Raw genomic sequence first — 16,130 nt, 5'->3', positions numbered from 1 at the left:
TAATGAAAATTACTGAAATGGAGATCAAAGGCTTTAAGAGCTTTGATAATGTAGGGCAAACTATAAATATAAATTCATTCACCAGCTTAATTGGAGGGAATGGAACAGGTAAAACGGCTGTTCTCCTCGCATTGACAAGGATGTTTGGTGTCAAAAGCTCAGATAGAATTATTCAAGTTGATGATTTTTATGTTCCTCCTGGAGATGAAATTGATACTCAAGATGAAAGAGAGCTATCAGTTCGTGTAAAATTCGAATTTGCAGACCTAAAAGACGGTGAGGACGACTCGGTTGCAGATTTCTTTAAGCATTTAATTTCAAGTGAAGCAGGAGAGATCCCATTCTGTATAGCAAAATTAAAAGCAAAATGGACAAAGACTAATCTTGCTGAAGGCGATATAGAAAGCGATCTGGTATGGGAAATAGGGGAGTCTGAAAAAAATATAACGGCATATGAAAGATCAAAAATTCATGTCCACTATGTCCCTGCTTACCGAGATCCTGCCCAACAACTGAAGCAAACAGCCGGAACCATCATGCACCGTTTGATAAATGCAGTCGAATGGTCTGAACAAATGGGGGCAACAGTTGATGAGGTTGCTGTTTCAATCGGAAATCAATTCCAAGAAGAAGTTGGAGTCCAGACAATAACATCTTCATTAGGCAGAAATTGGAAATCTCTTTTCACTGGTGGTTACTTCGAAGAACTTCAAATCAAGCCAGTAGTGAATGGAATTGATGATGTATTAAAACATATCGATACTGTATTTTTACCCAGTCCAGATACTCAACCATTACCAACTGAAAGATTGAGTGATGGTATGAAATCATTATTTTATTTATCTTTAGTTAAATCTGCATTTGATATTGAAGATGAGATAATAAATTCTGAGGGCAAACATTTATCGATATCAGTAGAAGCATTAGATCCTCCAAATTTAACGATAATATTAATAGAAGAACCCGAAAACCACCTTTCACCACAATACTTAGGAAGAATAGTTAAGCTGTGTGAAGAGATATCAGAAAATGATCGAGCACAAGTTGTTTTAACAACACATGCACCATCTTTACTTAATCGGGTAGAACCTGAGAATATAAGATATTTCCGTCTTAATGATAATAAAAATACAGTAGTCAAGGAAATATTATTACCAAGCAAAGGTGAAGGTGATGCAGAAAATGTTGATACCTTCACATATGTTAAGGAGGCCGTAAAAGCATATCCAGAAATATATTTTGCAAAAGTTGTCATACTTGGTGAAGGGGATAGCGAAGAAATTGTAATACCTAAAATAGCACAAGTAAATGGGATAGAGCTTGATACTTCATTGATAACATTTGCGCCATTAGGTGGGCGATATGTTAATCATTTTTGGAAACTTTTAAATGAGCTTTCAATTCCTCATGTAACTCTTCTTGATTACGATTTCAGAAGAGGCGGTGGTGGATGGGGAAGAATTAAATATGCAGTCAAACAATTAATTTCTATTGGTGCGGATAAAAATGAATTATTAAGAGTCACTTCAGGAACTTTAAGCGATGAAGAACTTGAAGAAATGCATACATGGGATGAGAATCCAGATAGTGAATCGGGATGGATAGAGTGTCTGAAAGATTATAATGTTTATTTTTCCTATCCCTATGATTTAGATTGGATAATGCTTAATAAATTCTTTGAGGATTATAAGACATTTGTTCCAGTAAATGGAGGCCCAAGATTGCCAAAGGATGATGACCCTGAATATAACAAGAAAGTGGAAGCAGCAATAGCTTCAGTTTTGAAAAAAGAAGAAAAAGACATTGATATTAAGAAGTTCGATGACTTTGAAAAATACTTTTGGTATCGCTACTTATTTTTAGGAAGAGGTAAGCCATTATCGCATAATTATGTTCTATCCAAAATGGAAGACGATAGGTTAAGAGATAATAGTCCTGAAGTTCTTAATGAGCTTATCGAAACTGTTAGAGGATTACTTTAATGCCGACTATTAAAGATGCAGATTGGGTTTTAAAGGATATCCAAGAAGTTGAAGACGAGGCTATGAAGGTAATTCGAAATAGCACAGAACATAACCTCGTTCTTGCTGGACCTGGTGCTGGTAAGACAGAATTATTAGCTCAGAAAGCATGTTTTTTAATTGAAACAGGAAAGTGTAGAAGCAAAAAAATAATTGCATTATCTTTCAAAAAGGATGCGGCCAAAAATCTTCAAGATAGAGTAAACTCACGGCTTGATACAAAATATAGACACAAATTTGAATCAACAACATTTGATGCATTCTGTAAAAGTATTGTTGATCGCTTTAAAAGCACTATTCCGGAATCTTATCGTCCATCAAATGACTATGAAATAATCTTTCCAAATAATAATGATTTAGTTGAAGAAATTAAAAGAGAGGCCGTAGGCTTTGAAGGATTAACATCTGAAGAATTAAATAAATTACAACCTTATAATTTTGAAGAGAATTATATAGTAACTCCTTATAATAAAGCATTAGAACATTCTGTTGATGGCAGGATAAGACGGTTTGTGTGGTTACACTTATTAAAACCAAAATCAAGGCTTTCATTCAAGATGATTAATTTTCTTGCTAATTATATTATTAGTAGGAATCAATATTTATCTAATGCTATAAATTCAACATATGACTATGCTTTTATCGATGAGTTTCAGGACACAACATATAGGCAATATGAGATTTTTAAGAGCATTTTCTTGGGTAAAAAAATAAAAATAACAGCAGTCGGTGATACAAAACAAAGAATAATGGGTTGGGCAGGTGCAATGCACAATGCTTTTGATGTGTTTAAAAAAGATTTTGGAATCGAACAACCTAATGAATTAGTTAGCAATAGAAGGTCATTAAAAAACCTCATAAATTATCAACGCATGATGGAAGCTTTTATGAATCATGCTGATATAAAGCCTGATATGATGTTGATTGAAAATGAAGGTTCAGCTAAGTTACTACAATTTGACGAAAGTAGTATTGAAGGGGCATATATAGCATTATGTATCCAGCAATGGATTATTGAAGGAGTAAATGAAAGAGATATATGTATACTGCTAAGAAACCCGGCTAAACAATATACAGACGATATCATTTCAGCATTGCAATATTTGAAAATACAATGTCGCCTTGAGAACGAGTATCAGGATCTTTTAAATGAAGCTGTAGTACAGTTACTTTTACAAATGCTAATGTTTGTCTGTAATAGAAAATCCATAGAAAGCTGGGCCACTACAATGGAGCTTCTATGTAATATAAGAGGAGTAAGTAAAAGAGGTGATGTTACACGGTTAGAAAAAGAACTTAGCCAGTTTATTAAATCTCATCGGGTAATTAAAGGAGAAATTGTCGATTATTTATATTCATTATTAAGTATATTTGGTGTCGATAAAATAAAGTCTTACTTTCCGCAGTATATGAGTGGGAATGGTTTAGAATATAGCATAGAATTACTTTCTCGCCACCTCGATAAGTTAGATGTAAAAGAAAACACATCAGAAGCCATTGATTTATTACTTGGCAATAAAACAATACCTCTTATGACCATCCATAAAAGTAAAGGGTTAGAGTTCAGGAAGGTCATCGTTGTGGGTCTTGAACCTGGTGCCTATTTTGGTAAAGAAGAAGAGCAAATAGAAAATCAAAAAACAGTCTTTGTGGCATTTTCAAGAGCCATTGAAGAAGTATTAATGACTCGTTGTAAAATAAGAAACAATAGTTATGGCAGGTCTTTCAAGCAGAATTGTAATGATATACCGTTAATAACAAACATGATAACTTATTGTGGTATCGAGGCTGAAGATTATCAAGGTTGAAAAATGATGGCGATTTCAGATCGCCATCATTTCTATTTTGTTTTTTGCATAGTAAAGTTGAAATTGCTTCCGATTTCGTTAATAACCTCCAATGTTAACTGGCTTTTTGAAGATTTTATTATTTTATAGGATTGGTTTTTCCCATCAGCCATATTCTCCTCAATAGTTGGTAACTTTTTATTGTTTATCACCTCTATTTTCAGTGGATCAAGATCTTCGTTATTTAAAGCCAGCTTCATAGGTTTTGTTTTTAGGCTATTTAATGATGTAATTAACTCATTATCATATAGTTCCCAATCACCAGCACCATCAGAAAGATAGTCTATTAATATATGGTCACCTGGAGCATTAGAGTTAATAGAGATACTGCCATGAAAGTTGTATTTTCCATTAGAGAAGAAGGTAGTTTTTCCATTAACCCTAACGGTATTCCCTTTTACGGTGTAAGAGTAATCAGATAGCCAGCTTCCTACAATACTGTCATATCTCTGAGTAGAAGGGGAGGTCGGGTTGTAGTACGCATAGATTGCGAATACTGTCGCAATAATCCCGCATAAAGAACCTATAACTCCTATTATCTTTAAAAAGGCAGAGATTTTTCGTACCATGAAACATTACTCATATAATATAGATCGTAAGATGAGTAATTTTATCATCATACAGTTGCCATTAACATAGTTGGTTAAGTTTTCGTACACTGTACATTTAAATATTTGCTAATTTCTTGTTTGTGCTTTACAAAACAAATTACACTTTTCTATTATTCATTTTATATCAATGAGTTACTAACTAAAGTAAATATAGGGGGTTATATATTCACCTTAAGGTGAATATATGGCCGATTGCTTTATTAAAGCCACGAGTAATAAGGTCATTGAAAATAATAGAAAATAAATTTGTAACTTGCTAAAAAATTATGTTACCTATAAATAAAAAAATAAATTGTGGGGTAATAATGAATAGGAGATATTCAGTAAAGAAGTTAATGGCGAGTGATGGAAGCAGATTTTGTATGATTTTGGATTCAAAAAACGGTTTGCCATTGTATTATCAAAATATATATCTTGGTTTGCTATATAAGCAAAAGAATAAGTCATTTAATACAGTATTGAGAAATGCTTACACTTTGATTGCTTTTGAAAATTATCTAATAGAATCAAATATAAATCTTATCGAAAGAATTAAATCTAAGACCTTCCTTAGCTTTACTGAAATCTATTCATTGTCAGAACAACTTAGAGTTAAAAATAAAAAACAAAAAGTTATAGATATAAAAGAGTATAAAAAGATCAATCAAGAAAATCTTCATTATAGATTGACAGTAATTAGTTCCTACATTTCTTGGATTTATGAATCATATTTTAGCACTACAATATATGAGACAAACATTATATTATAAAGTGTTAATTTACTTTTTCGTAAACATAAACCTAAATTAAACTCTCAACTCTATTTGAATAATGATTTTAAATCATTAGAAAAAGAGAGCTTAGACATTTTATTGCAATGTTTAGAACCTGAAAGCCAATACAATCCATTTGTCGATATCAGTTGCCGTAAAAGAAATCAACTCATAATCCTCATTCTTCAGGAAACTGGAATGCGAGGGGGTGAGCTATTGAACTTGAAAATTTCTGATTTTAACAAGGAGAAAAGATATCTTAAAGTTTGTAAAAGAGTGAATGACCCAGCAGATCCAAGGGTTTTTCAACCACTTGTTAAAACATTTGAACGAGAATTAAATATTAGCAAAAAATTGTCTATGCAAATCTCTTCATATATAGACAATGATAGGTCTTTGTATTCGAAAAGCTTAAATCATAATTACTTATTTATTACTCAAAAATCTGGTCCTACGGAAGGGTTTCCTCTATCAATAAGTGCATATCATAAGGTAATTAAGCAAATAAGTAGAATTGAATTCAATGGAGTATCTTTTCAAAATTTCACAGGGCATTGTCTACGGCATACATGGAACTATATTTACAGTTTGAAATACATAGGGGTCACTGATCAATACAGATTGACCCAATTAGATAGAATCAGATGCATAAGAATGGGGTGGAAAATGAACTCCAAAACGGCTTTGATTTACAATAATCGTTATATTAGCGAAGAAACTTTAAAAGCTTTTGAAGAGGCAGACTTGGTAAATAATAAAATCATAAATAAAATTGAAGGAGAAATAGATGAAAGCATTAATGTTAGAAAATTACTTGGTATTAAAAGCAAAAGATAGCAGAAATAATTTTAGTTTAAATGACAGTGTTTGGTTTCTGAGCAAAGATGTTAAATTAAATTTCTCATATTTTGAAAGCAACATTAATGCTAACTTATTAGCATCTATAAAAGATACACTTGCATATACTGCTGTTAATTTTAGTTCAGCTTATGCCAGAAAGTTTTTCTTTTCTATAAAGAAACTTGTTGTTTTTAATCAAGGGAAGTTGGACAAATTTGATTATGGGTTACTAAATAGATTTTACAATGCGTATTACAAAATAAGTTATACACATGTTGAAAGTTTAAAGTACTTTTTAATAAAACATTATGAGCTAAATGATGAATTCTTAGATCTAGAAATGCTGGATTTGATTTCCAAATGGAAAGTAACTAAGCCCAACAAGACAACTGCCTATATTGAGCGTAAAGAGTCGTTAAGACCATTATCAGAGTATGAATTGAAGAATCTAATCGGGTGTATGACAAAGGAATACAAGGAGGGAAGTATGACTATGAATGACTACCTTTTAGTCATGCTAATGATATATTCAGGTAGAAGACCAATGCAGATAGCCCAATTAAAAAGGAAGGATCTCTATGTCAAAAAAAATGGTAATTATTTAAACATACCCAGATTAAAGCAAGGAGATAGTTTCAGAACAGAATTTTCCGAATTGTGTATAGGGGATAATTTGTTCAATTCACTATCAGAACTAAAATCAGTAGTTAAAGTTTTTGTGCAGAGTGAGGTAGGAGATATATTAACTGAAGAGGAATTAAACAATTTACCCCTCTTTATTGATCCTTGTTTTTTTAATTCGGCTTACAAGCTTGATGAATTATATGAAAACAATTTCTTCAATTTGCATATGAGTTCTAAGAGAATAACCCGTAGGGTTCAGGCCGTTTGCAAGAGAGTAAGTAAAGATAAAAATAAAAAAATTAACTCTCGTCAACTTAGGGTTACATTAGCCACAAGGCTTGCACTTAAAGGTTATGGATTAGGAACGATAGCAAAAGCTTTAGATCATAGCAATTTGAAATCAGTATTGTCATATGCAAAAAACAATGAAGAGTTTTCATTCAGAATTGATCAGGCGATAAATGATTCAGTAAGTCCTTATATCGCTTCATTTTCAAAAAAAAGTGACGACATTACACTTGGGTTGGTTGACGATTTGATAATCATAAAAGAGCTTACTAAAGAATTAATAGCAGGTTATACGAAGCAAGCAGAGTTTGAAATTCTAACGGACTTTTCCTCAATCTTAGAATGCAAAATAAATAAAATAGTTGAATTGCTCAACTGGGAGGGCATGAATAATGAGTTATTATAAGAATTATGAAGTCTTAGCTAATGAAGTAAAGACACAGGCAAAAAAAGAAAATATTATAAATTGGGATGATTTGTCATGGGGTAAAGGGGTTTCATTTAAAAATAACAATCACATAAAAAGATACAACGAAATGGGAGAGCATTTTCAACAATTATCTAAAGTTATTATATACAGAGAATGCTTCCCTAATGTGGGCAAATCTTTGCTTTATTTAGCAACAATAAAAATAATGGAATATTCATTTATTAATATGAAAATAGAGCCACACATTGTCAATATTAACCCAGACATTATTAACGATATAATACTTCAAGGTGAAAAGAAATTCTCAAATGATCGGGCAGGGGCTATTGAGAAAGCATTAAAAAATATTTTAGATGTATTGGCTATCAATAACATAGTGAATCCAAAGCTTAGTAAGTTTAACTCCAGAGTGAGAAAAAATAGAAATAAAGCTATCAGAGATATTCCAGAACAAAATAGAGTTAAAAATAAATTACCAGAAGATAAAGTGATAGATCTTGTTGGTAGGGTTTTTAGTTCTAATGATAAAAGTCAAAGAGATATATTTACTACATCTATCATCGCACTGCTTCTTTGTGCTCCAACACGAATATCTGAGGTATTGAGCCTTGAAGTTGATTGTGAAGTAGAAGGGAAAGATAAAGAGGGGAAAGGAACCTATGGCATTCGTTATCATAGTGCAAAAGGCTATGGAGAAAATATCAAGTGGGTTCCAAGGAATATGCACTCAATAGCAAAATTATCCATTCAAAGATTAAAGGTATTATCAAGGATGGCAAGGTGTATAGCAAGCATACGAGAAAAAGGGGAGTTGGAGTTCTATAATAGTTTAGATACTGAAGAGAATGGAAGATATTTTCATGAAAAGTTGTATGAACTTTTAAATATAGATAGTAAGAAGTGCTTCAATGCTAAAACCAAAAATATTTTAATGCGGGTTGAGAGTGGGGTCCTTAGTGCAAAGGAGTTTTGGAATGAAGTTTTTAATTATAATGATAAAACTAAACCCTGGGATATATTTTCAAAAACGATAAAACTTAGTAATAGATTATTACTCCTAAATAAAGACCAATTACATTTGAAAAAAGGAGTCGATTTATTCTGTATCTTGCCCACAAGTGATAAGATATTTTATTCTGACTTTAAAAAAAGGTCAGGAAAGGAGACTACTTTAAATTTTTTTCAACGGCACAAGGCATTACATCCTAATGGTATGAAAGAGATTTTTAGTAGTCATCAGCCAAGACACCTTTTAAATACTCTTGCTCAAAGAGCTATGCTTTCTGATATAGAAATAGCTTTTTGGTCAGGGAGGAAAAATGTTGAACAAAATAATGTGTATGACAACCGAACTTGGGAGGAGTTGAGACAAAACGAACGAAGAGTATTGTTTGCTGATGAAATGATTTCGGAGTTAGGTGGAGGAAGTAAGGAAGAAATCATTTGCAAACTTAAGGACCATTTAAAAACGCTTGAAGAAAAAAACAATTTATACAGAAGCCAATATAATTCACAGAAAGCAAACTATGTTGAAAGAGAAATTCAAGAAGTTGGTAGAATTATAAATCATATTGTTAGTTATTATCTTAGAGGAGAACATAATGAGTAAAAAGTTTAACAAGGAAGATATTGAATTCGTTCTCGATAAAATAAATGGCTGGGAAGGTGATTTAACCTGGGTTAGTCTTTGTGATTCCGTAGAGGAACATTTCGGTAAAAAACCAACGAGACAGGCTCTTTCAAGACATACAGTAATAGCTTATGCATATCAGCAGAAAAAGAGAATTAAAGGTGAAACTGTTAAGCATATTAAAAGTGCTCAAAGTCTTGCCTATGCTTCGAATAAAATAAATAAATTAGAAAAAGAAAATGCGAGATTACTAAATGAGAATAATAGACTTCTTATTATGGTTAGAGACCTTCAGATGGTCGCATACAGCAAAGGTCTTAGAGAAGATCAAATTTTTTCCCAAAATAAAAAATAATTTTAATATTAATAGGTTTTGTCTATTGATATTTTTTAAATGTGTGGTAATTATATATGTATTGTCAGGAAGACAAAATCAAATTTTGCAAGGATGCAACTTATGAACAAAAACAATTTTAATTCAGTAATGACACTTGAAGAACAGCTTGTTGTCATCGTAGATAAATACATATCAAGACGGTACCTGTCGCACGATAAAAGTTTCTCTCATCAACTCTACCTAATATTTGTCGGTTATCATTTAAAATACTTTTACCCCAGAAGACAATATACGCGGTCAAATCGTAATATAGATAACATTATGACGATGTTTAGTTCTGTGTATAAATCTCTGACGAGTGGTTTATTAAGGCAATTAAATAATAAAGAAGCTGTTCTTCGTGAGTTAAACTCTCTCGTTAACTATATTGATAATAATCAAGAACGAGCAGAAGAAATCTATGCTACGGTCAGAGCACAATATGAAATGAAAATAATCGAGAAAGAGTTGACTCATGAGGTTCGCGTAAGAACCGTTAGGCTGTAGTAAAATAGCCCCTAAGTAGGGGCTAACAGAGAGTGTTTGGTTGCGACTGTTACTGAACTTCTTTCCATACACCATCAGCTTTAACTAATTTAATTGGCTTTGTCTGTTTATTGTTGCGAATAGAAGCATCTACAATGCAGTTATATACATTATTTGCTTCTTTTGAACAGCTAACTTTCTTCACATAATCTATTCTTAAAAGATATTTTTCTGGAATTCTTGAGTCAAGAGCTTTCATACTTGCATTTGATCTATCCACAACACTTTTGAAAGCATTATAAATATCTTTTTCTGATGGTTCGCTATTACAGGCTGTTAATAGAAAAGTAGAAAGAATGATCGTTAGCATAGCATATGCTTTCATGTTAAATCCCTTTTGTTCTTAATGTTGATGAGTGAAAACTGCTCTGTGTGAAAATTTTTTACGAATATATAATCTTGTAGAAATCATTAATGTTAACAAAATAACGATAGCTACTAAAAAACTTTGACTTATATAAAGTATAATGTAAGCAATGGCTAATAAAATAAATCCTATTAGTAAAGATAACCAAGGTGAGACCTCGCCATATTTGATGGTTGAATGACAGCCGGTACAAACACGGACACCAAACTGGCTCTCTTTGAAGCAGAACGGACACTTAATGGTTTCGTTATTCATATTAACTCCATTTTTACAATCGGTTCCTGATACTGCTATTGCTTAAAAATCATCAGGCTCTTTTCAGGGATTCTCGATGAATAATTATCTTTAGTAAAATCACTTGTACCGATCGATGTCTAAGTAGTGATAGGTATAGGCTATCATACTCTCAATATCGATCTGTAATAACGATCAATATTTTCTTGACTAAACACAAATTGTTCACTAGAAGGCAAAGTGCGGTTACAGAATTCATTTGTAATTGACTGTTTATAAATGAATTTTTCTTGCAGGTTTAAGATGATGTGCTGAATAGACTTCTAAGAAGTTTGTAGGAGTCTTATGAAGGATGCTCTTCCCATAACTTCTGAGAAGCTCTATGAGCCGTTGTAATAAAGGAACCCATCTACTGAGTCTGTGATGCTTTTGCCGTTGTACTGCATTCTTTTGAAGAATCTTTTCTACAATCTCGTTTCGTTTGCCTTCTCGGAGTTGCAGTTCGAGTTCAGCAAGTTTTTCACTGATACTTTCCTTTCTCTCAGTGGTTTTTAAAACTGTTGCAGGAACAGGAACAGGAACAGGAACAGGAACAGGAACAGGAACAGGAACAGGAACAGGAACAGGAACAGGAACAGGAACAGGAACAGGAACAGGAACAGGAACAGGAACAGGAACAGGAACAGGAGCAACTGACTTGGCATTTAGTAGAAGTGGGTTGTCGCGTTCAGGTTCGTAGTTGAGGATCTTTTGAAGATTCGCCCATGAATACATCTTCCCAAGCTGGGAGGCTTTAAATGCGATGTTTTGATATTCGAACGAGAATCCATTCATCTTTCCTGTTTTTGAGACATTCGCCGTCCATGAAACCTGAGCTTCTCTGATTCTTTTGATAAAAGTTTCTAGATTGGGTTTATCCTTCAAACATTTATCAATGATCTGTTGCAGGGATTTCTTGGGGCAGGGCAAGCCTGTCCGTTGAGAAAGCATCTCTTCATTACGTGAAAGCTTACGCTTTGTTTGTTTCGGTTGTACTCTTACTGCTGGGGTTTGAGTAAGGCCATGAGCGATTTCAAGTTCCTGAATTATTCGGCCACTGACTAAACTCTCATGCCGACCAAGATGAACTTTACCAGACACGGCATCGACTCTATTAGCAATGATGTGTATGTGCTGACCCATACTGTCGTCGTGTAATACATAACAACGAAGATGAGTGTCACTGAACCCCATTTGATCCATGTAATCGTCAGCTATCAGGTTCCATTGTTCGTTTGTAAGCTCTTCACCTTTAGGGAGGCGAAGCGAGTTATGCCAGGTTGGTTTTGCAATGTCAGTTCTGAGCTTACTTGCTGTGTCAAACTCTGCTATAAGTTCCTTTGCACGATCACCAGTCATGTTACCCCCAATAACCGTTGGGGTGCTTCTATGGTGAGAAACAGGCTTCAATACATACTTCACGACATTGATAAAGTTCTTATGCCTCTTTATCCGTTGCATTCCTTTCATGCAAAAATTACCTGGTAGGTAATTCAGAAGCTGTCAGACACAAACGAAGCTCTTTGATCTGTTTCTTGACTGCAAAGATCTCTGTTTTAGTTAACTCACTATTGCTGCTTTTGGCGTCAAGATGATTTATTAGTTTGTTTAGCTTTTGGGCTATGTCAGAAAGTGATTTCCAGGCCTCCAGGTTAATGGAGGGGATAACAGGAGGAAGCCTATCAAGGGAAGTTAAACGAAGCCATTCGCCTTTGCTTTTGTCACCTCTGTTTTTATTGAGAATATCCAATTCTTCTTTATTAAATCGAACACTGACACAGTGTATTCGCAAAGATTGATCAGTGGGGATATGATTGTTGATTGGTTTAAAATCATTTGTATAGGATAAGGTTATTGTATTACTCATAGAAACTCCTTTTCATATGTGTATGTTTGTATTCGCTTATAGTGAGCAATTCCTTTGCAACACTCTCACTATAGTTATATTTGAAATTATTTATAAGTCAAATAATTGTGTGATCAAACATTGTTTTTTTGATTCGTTTCTATGATAAAATACACTAACAATAATAGAGCTGTTTGCTCTAACAGTAAGAAGGTTAAAATGGAAAAACATAAAGTGTTTATCAGTTATCATCATGATAATGATCAGTGGGCTAAGGAAGAATTACTTACAATAAACAAAAGGTTCGGATTGTTTATTGATATGTCCGTTGGTACAGGAGATATTGACGAAGACTTACCTTCACAAGAAATCCGCGAAGAAATTAGAGATAATTACCTTAAAGATACTTCTGTTTTGATTCTATTAGTTGGTTCTGAAACAAAAAACCGAAAGCATATAGACTGGGAAATTTATTCCAGCATGTATAATGGAAAAGTCAATAAACAATCGGGAATATTGGTTATTACATTACCTGAGTCTGGTATGAATCGTACCCATGCTGGACATGGAAGTGAAGAGAAAGAAAAAATTCATACTGATATATCTTCTTGGGTAAATGCTACTGAAAGTTATGGTGAAGTTTTTGCAAACATGCCAGCCAGAATTCTCGCTAATCTGAGGAATCCTGAGGCTTATATCTCCGTTATTCCGTGGGATAAAATTGTTGATAACCCAGCAAAACTTTATGCACTGATAGATTGTGCTTTCCATGATAGAGCAAAAAACAAATATGATTTATCCCTACCAATGATGTCCAAAAATAGGTAGGGATAAAATTTAGAGTGGGATTGAACTACCAGTCCCACTTTTCAATATTCACATTGAATTTTGTTTTTACTTGATCCGAAAAAAAATTATTAACCTCTTTGAATCCACTAATTATAACTTCATAATCATAGTATAACTTCTGGACTGACCCTATTGGAGTATCGTAAAAGTATTTACCATCTTCATTAGGTAAAGGATTTTTGGATTCTGAAATGAATTTATACCATCTTCTGTAATTATTTTGGTGCTTGGTTAGGAATTTGTTAATTATCATTAGAAGATCATTAGTAAAATCGTAAAGCTCTTTATCTCTAATGGGATCTAGTATTTTCATTTCTTGTCGAAAGAATGTGTATGTTTGATAATAAGAATCTAAAACCTCAGAGAAATTGTCATATTCTTCACGGATAATAAATAAACTTCTTTTAGTATCAAGAAAACTTAGTACACTATTAATATATAATGTGCTTGTAGTGTTAAAAAGAATGTTCATCCCGCCAAAAGTAAGCTTTTCTATTTTTAACGAGTATCGTTTTCCTATAATAGACCTAACTACAAACCAAACTATAAACACACCAATTAAAAAAGTTAATAATGTGATTATTACTGGGAGGTTACTTTTTAGTTTTTCGGTAATCAACCAAGACCAGTCATAGAATGGTAGGCTTATTATGAAAACACAAACAATAAGTGTCCAAAATATCTCTTTTTTTGATAAAAAGTAAATAAAGGGTTTGCTACTTTTTATTCTTTCAATATTCATCATTACATTCCAGTGTATTTAACTAATCATTGAAATTTCATTGCCGATGTAACGTAGAGTTGTATGCAAGCCGTCTGCACAATTTTTACTCCGTCAGTATACTACGATGTTATTTTTGTGGGAATACACATCGTATAAAAATGTTTTTAGCTTCATTTTTTTCAACCGAAGGGCGAAAAACAAGGGACAAGAGAAGCTCCGCTTCTCTTAGTCATACCTTGCATATTAACATGCTCAAATGCTATTGACAGCAAGATTATAATTGATATGTATATATTATAAGGTTAAAGAGAGAGAGAGATGAAAAATAAAATAATCGTAGCAACCATGGTGGCAATTTATTTTATATTAATAATGTTTTTTGTTATTATATTGTGCAATGCAAGTGAGTTTAACATATTTAATGTTGAGGGGGCTTCTGAAATATATATAGCAATTTATAGTGCTATAATAGTCTCTTTTTTCACAACTCCGCTTGTGATTGTTTTTTTTGCCGTCATGCTAAAAAAATAAAATATTTTGCTTTTGATATTTTAATCCAGTTTTCATAAGTTTCACACATAGCTATGGTGGCTTTTATTGTATATAAAATCGTGTGCCCACATATCAGAATATATCCGACTCTGTTTTTCATCAGTAAGTCAAAAGCATCTAATGGGGTTAAATCTATAGTTTTAATAATCACCAAAGCTGTTGTAATAGCACTAATTGAAAACAATGTTGAATCATTTAAGGATTTTATTAAATCACGTTGCTCCTTATTTCGTGTTATTATTATGCAAATAGAGAATAATATAGGTACAATTAGTGGAACAAACAGCCAAATAATGTAATTAAGGGGCTGGAAGTAGACCCAGAACAAAATTAATGATGACATTAATATGCTGATCAAATAACCCCAAAATAAAAAACCATTCATATTCATTAATTTATGTAACATAACGATTAATATCCTTAAGTTAGCTCTTAGGTGTTTTTTAATTATTCTTGTACTTGTTTTTTACATTCTCAGGGTTTATCAATAAGGGATGTCTGGATATCATTGGGAATCCAAACACATCATCATTAGTCCAACCATTGGCTGAATATGATCTGAAATCCAAAGCGAACCCCTCATTGTCTATTTTTGAAACATAAAATACACAGTTTTTTAATTCTGGATCAGTGAATACAATTTTTTTTAGTTCTTCTATTTTATTCGTGTCCATGTTACAGCCTGTAGTTATAGAGCGAATTTGAGACTTTTTTATTTTAAATAGATGTATGGTATTGCCATTGTCCAAATGTACTATTTTATCAGCTTGTTCCAAAGGTTTTATGATCCTCCACTCTTTTTCATAACACCATTTCTTACCTTTAACAAAAAAAGGAAAAATGACTCCTGATTCTATGTCTTCTTGTGTGACCATTGGCCTTTCATGACAGTATGTTATTTTTGATATTTCAGTGTCATCAATAAAGTCACGATGGAATTCAATAATAAAACCTCTGTGTTCGTCTGTGTAATGGGACCACATTAATAAATTACGTCTTGGATCTTCTTCACTAAAAATTGCTACTGATGGTATTGAGCACATATCGTTAGAACTGGAAAGAGAAAGAATTCCATATTTATTACAGAACTTTGAATATTCAGTTTTATAGTGTCCAATTTTATTGAATCGTTTCCAGGAAAACTCATGATCACTTTCTGTGAATTCATGATTTTGAAAATCATACTCGGATTCTATCAGTTGAATATTGTAAGGGTCATGAGGAATTACTACAGGGTTAACTTCGAATGGGTCATTCAAGTCTTTAGGGGGAGTGAATCTAATATATCCATCTTTTAAAATATCAATTCTATCTTGTGTAACGAATTTCAAAAAACTGTATGGTGTTTCCATTATATCAACCATCTTTTATTTATTTTTAATAAACCTCATATAGCCATATGTTATCACTTTGAGTGTCTAATCTAAAGACTGGTGCATGAAAATCCGATATACCACTTTTTGTAGGGGAAGGCTCCCTGATAAGTATGCCAATTGTATTCTATAGTTCTTTTCTATAAATAAAATCATTAAAAATCATTGTGTTGTTGTATTT

Annotated in this window: 17 protein-coding genes; 9 read left to right on the top strand and 8 right to left on the bottom strand. The window is 32.7% G+C overall.

The window, feature by feature from the left end:
* The first annotated feature begins 2 nt into the window (after window positions 1-2).
* Together FY206_RS19440 and FY206_RS19435 are read left to right on the top strand one after the other, a co-directional pair.
* Entirely contained in the window at window positions 3-1,982 is a 1,980-nt protein-coding gene (locus FY206_RS19440; protein WP_001549608.1) for an ATP-dependent nuclease, read from the top strand.
* On the top strand, window positions 1,982-3,829 hold the full coding sequence (locus tag FY206_RS19435) for a UvrD-helicase domain-containing protein (RefSeq protein ID WP_077064204.1): 1,848 nt from the start codon (window positions 1,982-1,984) through the stop codon (window positions 3,827-3,829). Before FY206_RS19440 ends, FY206_RS19435 begins: the two co-directional genes overlap by 1 nt.
* 32 nt (window positions 3,830-3,861) lie before the next feature.
* Here FY206_RS19435 and FY206_RS19430 read toward each other — a convergent pair whose 3' ends face one another.
* The gene (locus FY206_RS19430; protein WP_077064205.1) at window positions 3,862-4,437 is read right to left on the bottom strand and encodes a hypothetical protein; all 576 of its coding nucleotides are present in this window, start codon (window positions 4,435-4,437) and stop codon (window positions 3,862-3,864) included.
* Window positions 4,438-4,784: 347 nt separating this feature from the next.
* Here FY206_RS19430 and FY206_RS25655 point away from each other — a divergent pair, with 347 nt between their 5' ends.
* From FY206_RS25655 to FY206_RS19405, 6 genes are all read left to right on the top strand, one after another.
* The gene (locus tag FY206_RS25655) at window positions 4,785-5,228 is read left to right on the top strand and encodes a hypothetical protein (protein WP_243144145.1); all 444 of its coding nucleotides are present in this window, start codon (window positions 4,785-4,787) and stop codon (window positions 5,226-5,228) included.
* 54 nt (window positions 5,229-5,282) lie between these two features.
* Window positions 5,283-6,068 carry a site-specific integrase gene (locus FY206_RS25650; protein WP_243144144.1) on the top strand — a complete coding sequence of 262 codons (786 nt, stop codon included), beginning with the start codon at window positions 5,283-5,285 and terminating at the stop codon, window positions 6,066-6,068.
* Window positions 6,019-7,389 (top strand): site-specific integrase, encoded by a 1,371-nt coding sequence (locus tag FY206_RS19420; RefSeq protein WP_077064206.1) that lies wholly within the window; start codon window positions 6,019-6,021, stop codon window positions 7,387-7,389. The genes FY206_RS25650 and FY206_RS19420 overlap by 50 nt, the downstream gene beginning before the upstream one ends.
* Entirely contained in the window at window positions 7,376-9,022 is a 1,647-nt protein-coding gene (locus FY206_RS19415) for a hypothetical protein (protein WP_077064207.1), read from the top strand. The genes FY206_RS19420 and FY206_RS19415 overlap by 14 nt, the downstream gene beginning before the upstream one ends.
* On the top strand, window positions 9,015-9,398 hold the full coding sequence (locus FY206_RS19410; RefSeq protein ID WP_077064208.1) for a hypothetical protein: 384 nt from the start codon (window positions 9,015-9,017) through the stop codon (window positions 9,396-9,398). Before FY206_RS19415 ends, FY206_RS19410 begins: the two co-directional genes overlap by 8 nt.
* 102 nt (window positions 9,399-9,500) lie before the next feature.
* Window positions 9,501-9,926, top strand: a complete 426-nt coding sequence (locus FY206_RS19405; RefSeq protein WP_060612227.1) for a hypothetical protein — start codon at window positions 9,501-9,503, stop codon at window positions 9,924-9,926.
* 49 nt (window positions 9,927-9,975) lie between these two features.
* On the opposite strand, the gene FY206_RS19400 is transcribed toward FY206_RS19405, so the two are convergent.
* From FY206_RS19400 to FY206_RS19385, 4 genes are all read right to left on the bottom strand, one after another.
* A complete protein-coding gene (locus FY206_RS19400; RefSeq protein ID WP_077064209.1) occupies window positions 9,976-10,290 on the bottom strand; it encodes a cell wall-binding protein in 315 nt (104 codons plus the stop codon).
* 18 nt (window positions 10,291-10,308) lie between these two features.
* Window positions 10,309-10,587 carry a hypothetical protein gene (locus FY206_RS19395; protein WP_077064210.1) on the bottom strand — a complete coding sequence of 93 codons (279 nt, stop codon included), beginning with the start codon at window positions 10,585-10,587 and terminating at the stop codon, window positions 10,309-10,311.
* A 252-nt stretch (window positions 10,588-10,839) separates the two neighbouring features.
* On the bottom strand, window positions 10,840-12,075 hold the full coding sequence (locus tag FY206_RS19390) for a relaxase/mobilization nuclease domain-containing protein (RefSeq protein WP_149067767.1): 1,236 nt from the start codon (window positions 12,073-12,075) through the stop codon (window positions 10,840-10,842).
* Window positions 12,076-12,082: 7 nt separating this feature from the next.
* Window positions 12,083-12,472, bottom strand: coding sequence for a hypothetical protein (locus FY206_RS19385; protein WP_024203959.1), 390 nt, complete (start codon window positions 12,470-12,472; stop codon window positions 12,083-12,085).
* A 198-nt stretch (window positions 12,473-12,670) separates the two neighbouring features.
* Between FY206_RS19385 and FY206_RS19380 the strand changes: the two genes are divergently transcribed.
* A complete protein-coding gene (locus FY206_RS19380; protein ID WP_001549591.1) occupies window positions 12,671-13,279 on the top strand; it encodes a TIR domain-containing protein in 609 nt (202 codons plus the stop codon).
* Window positions 13,280-13,304: 25 nt separating this feature from the next.
* On the opposite strand, the gene FY206_RS19375 is transcribed toward FY206_RS19380, so the two are convergent.
* The 3 genes from FY206_RS19375 to FY206_RS19360 all read right to left on the bottom strand — a co-directional run bounded on the left by FY206_RS19375 (window position 13,305) and on the right by FY206_RS19360 (window position 15,928).
* Window positions 13,305-14,045: a hypothetical protein gene (locus FY206_RS19375; RefSeq protein ID WP_077064212.1), complete on the bottom strand. Its 741-nt coding sequence runs from the start codon at window positions 14,043-14,045 to the stop codon at window positions 13,305-13,307.
* A gap of 493 nt (window positions 14,046-14,538) precedes the next feature.
* A complete protein-coding gene (locus FY206_RS19365) occupies window positions 14,539-14,982 on the bottom strand; it encodes a hypothetical protein (protein WP_131729090.1) in 444 nt (147 codons plus the stop codon).
* Between the two features lie 37 nt (window positions 14,983-15,019).
* A complete protein-coding gene (locus FY206_RS19360) occupies window positions 15,020-15,928 on the bottom strand; it encodes a DUF2971 domain-containing protein (RefSeq protein ID WP_167513854.1) in 909 nt (302 codons plus the stop codon).
* Window positions 15,929-16,130: the final 202 nt, after the last annotated feature.

This window comes from Enterobacter chengduensis (assembly GCF_001984825.2).
Lineage (GTDB): Bacteria > Pseudomonadota > Gammaproteobacteria > Enterobacterales > Enterobacteriaceae > Enterobacter > Enterobacter chengduensis.
Note: the sequence above shows the minus strand (reverse complement) of the source record. Positions and strands in the feature narration are given on the sequence as shown.

What these genes read in the sequence shown, in the direction of transcription:
- FY206_RS19440 (WP_001549608.1), top strand. Translation starts at nt 3, where the DNA reads ATGAAAATTACTGAAATGGAGATCAAAGGCTTTAAGAGCTTTGATAAT.
- FY206_RS19435 (WP_077064204.1), top strand. Translation starts at nt 1,982, where the DNA reads ATGCCGACTATTAAAGATGCAGATTGGGTTTTAAAGGATATCCAAGAA.
- FY206_RS19430 (WP_077064205.1), bottom strand. Translation starts at nt 4,437, where the DNA reads ATGGTACGAAAAATCTCTGCCTTTTTAAAGATAATAGGAGTTATAGGT.
- FY206_RS25655 (WP_243144145.1), top strand. Translation starts at nt 4,785, where the DNA reads ATGAATAGGAGATATTCAGTAAAGAAGTTAATGGCGAGTGATGGAAGC.
- FY206_RS19420 (WP_077064206.1), top strand. Translation starts at nt 6,019, where the DNA reads ATGAAAGCATTAATGTTAGAAAATTACTTGGTATTAAAAGCAAAAGAT.
- FY206_RS19415 (WP_077064207.1), top strand. Translation starts at nt 7,376, where the DNA reads ATGAGTTATTATAAGAATTATGAAGTCTTAGCTAATGAAGTAAAGACA.
- FY206_RS19410 (WP_077064208.1), top strand. Translation starts at nt 9,015, where the DNA reads ATGAGTAAAAAGTTTAACAAGGAAGATATTGAATTCGTTCTCGATAAA.
- FY206_RS19405 (WP_060612227.1), top strand. Translation starts at nt 9,501, where the DNA reads ATGAACAAAAACAATTTTAATTCAGTAATGACACTTGAAGAACAGCTT.
- FY206_RS19400 (WP_077064209.1), bottom strand. Translation starts at nt 10,290, where the DNA reads ATGAAAGCATATGCTATGCTAACGATCATTCTTTCTACTTTTCTATTA.
- FY206_RS19395 (WP_077064210.1), bottom strand. Translation starts at nt 10,587, where the DNA reads ATGAATAACGAAACCATTAAGTGTCCGTTCTGCTTCAAAGAGAGCCAG.
- FY206_RS19390 (WP_149067767.1), bottom strand. Translation starts at nt 12,075, where the DNA reads ATGAAAGGAATGCAACGGATAAAGAGGCATAAGAACTTTATCAATGTC.
- FY206_RS19385 (WP_024203959.1), bottom strand. Translation starts at nt 12,472, where the DNA reads ATGAGTAATACAATAACCTTATCCTATACAAATGATTTTAAACCAATC.
- FY206_RS19380 (WP_001549591.1), top strand. Translation starts at nt 12,671, where the DNA reads ATGGAAAAACATAAAGTGTTTATCAGTTATCATCATGATAATGATCAG.
- FY206_RS19375 (WP_077064212.1), bottom strand. Translation starts at nt 14,045, where the DNA reads ATGATGAATATTGAAAGAATAAAAAGTAGCAAACCCTTTATTTACTTT.
- FY206_RS19365 (WP_131729090.1), bottom strand. Translation starts at nt 14,982, where the DNA reads ATGTTACATAAATTAATGAATATGAATGGTTTTTTATTTTGGGGTTAT.
- FY206_RS19360 (WP_167513854.1), bottom strand. Translation starts at nt 15,928, where the DNA reads ATGGAAACACCATACAGTTTTTTGAAATTCGTTACACAAGATAGAATT.